Genomic DNA, 685 nt, shown 5'->3' with positions numbered 1-685 from the left:
CGCGGTCAGCCAGCTCACCACGGCCGTGGAATCCTCCGGCGGATCCGTGACCGGCCTCGACGTCACCGCCTCGGGCCACGAGAAGCTGCGGATCGACGTGACCGTCGCCGCGACCTCCACCGACCACGCCGACGAGATCGTGGAAAAACTCCGCGGCATCGAAGGCGTGACCCTCGGCAAGGTCTCCGACCGCACCTTCCTGATGCACCTCGGCGGCAAGATCGAGATGGCGTCCAAACACCCCATCCGCAACCGCGACGACCTCTCCATGATCTACACCCCCGGCGTCGCCCGCGTCTGCATGGCCATCGCCGAAAACCCCGAGGACGCCCGCCGCCTGACCATCAAGCGCAACAGCGTCGCCGTGGTCACCGACGGCTCCGCCGTCCTCGGTCTGGGCAACATCGGCCCCAAGGCCGCACTGCCCGTCATGGAGGGCAAGGCCGCCCTCTTCAAGCGCTTCGCCGGCATCGACGCCTGGCCCATCTGCCTCGACACCCAGGACTCCGACGCCATCGTCGAGATCGTAAAAGCCATCGCCCCCGGCTTCGCCGGCATCAACCTCGAGGACATCTCCGCCCCCCGCTGCTTCGAGATCGAAGCCCGCCTGCGCGAAGCCCTCGACATCCCCGTCTTCCACGACGACCAGCACGGCACCGCCATCGTCGTCCTCGCCGCCCTCACC

At 68.3% G+C, this 685-nt stretch carries 1 protein-coding gene; it reads left to right on the top strand.

The features are described from left to right. A partial coding sequence (locus tag ABD269_RS35255; protein WP_425573045.1) for an NAD-dependent malic enzyme occupies positions 1 to 685 on the top strand: 685 nt, incomplete at both ends.

Origin of the sequence: Streptomyces blastmyceticus (assembly GCF_039521185.1) — a bacterium.
Taxonomy (GTDB): domain Bacteria; phylum Actinomycetota; class Actinomycetes; order Streptomycetales; family Streptomycetaceae; genus Streptomyces; species Streptomyces blastmyceticus.
The sequence above is the reverse complement of the archived record's forward strand: the minus strand, read 5'-3'. Positions and strand labels throughout refer to the sequence as shown.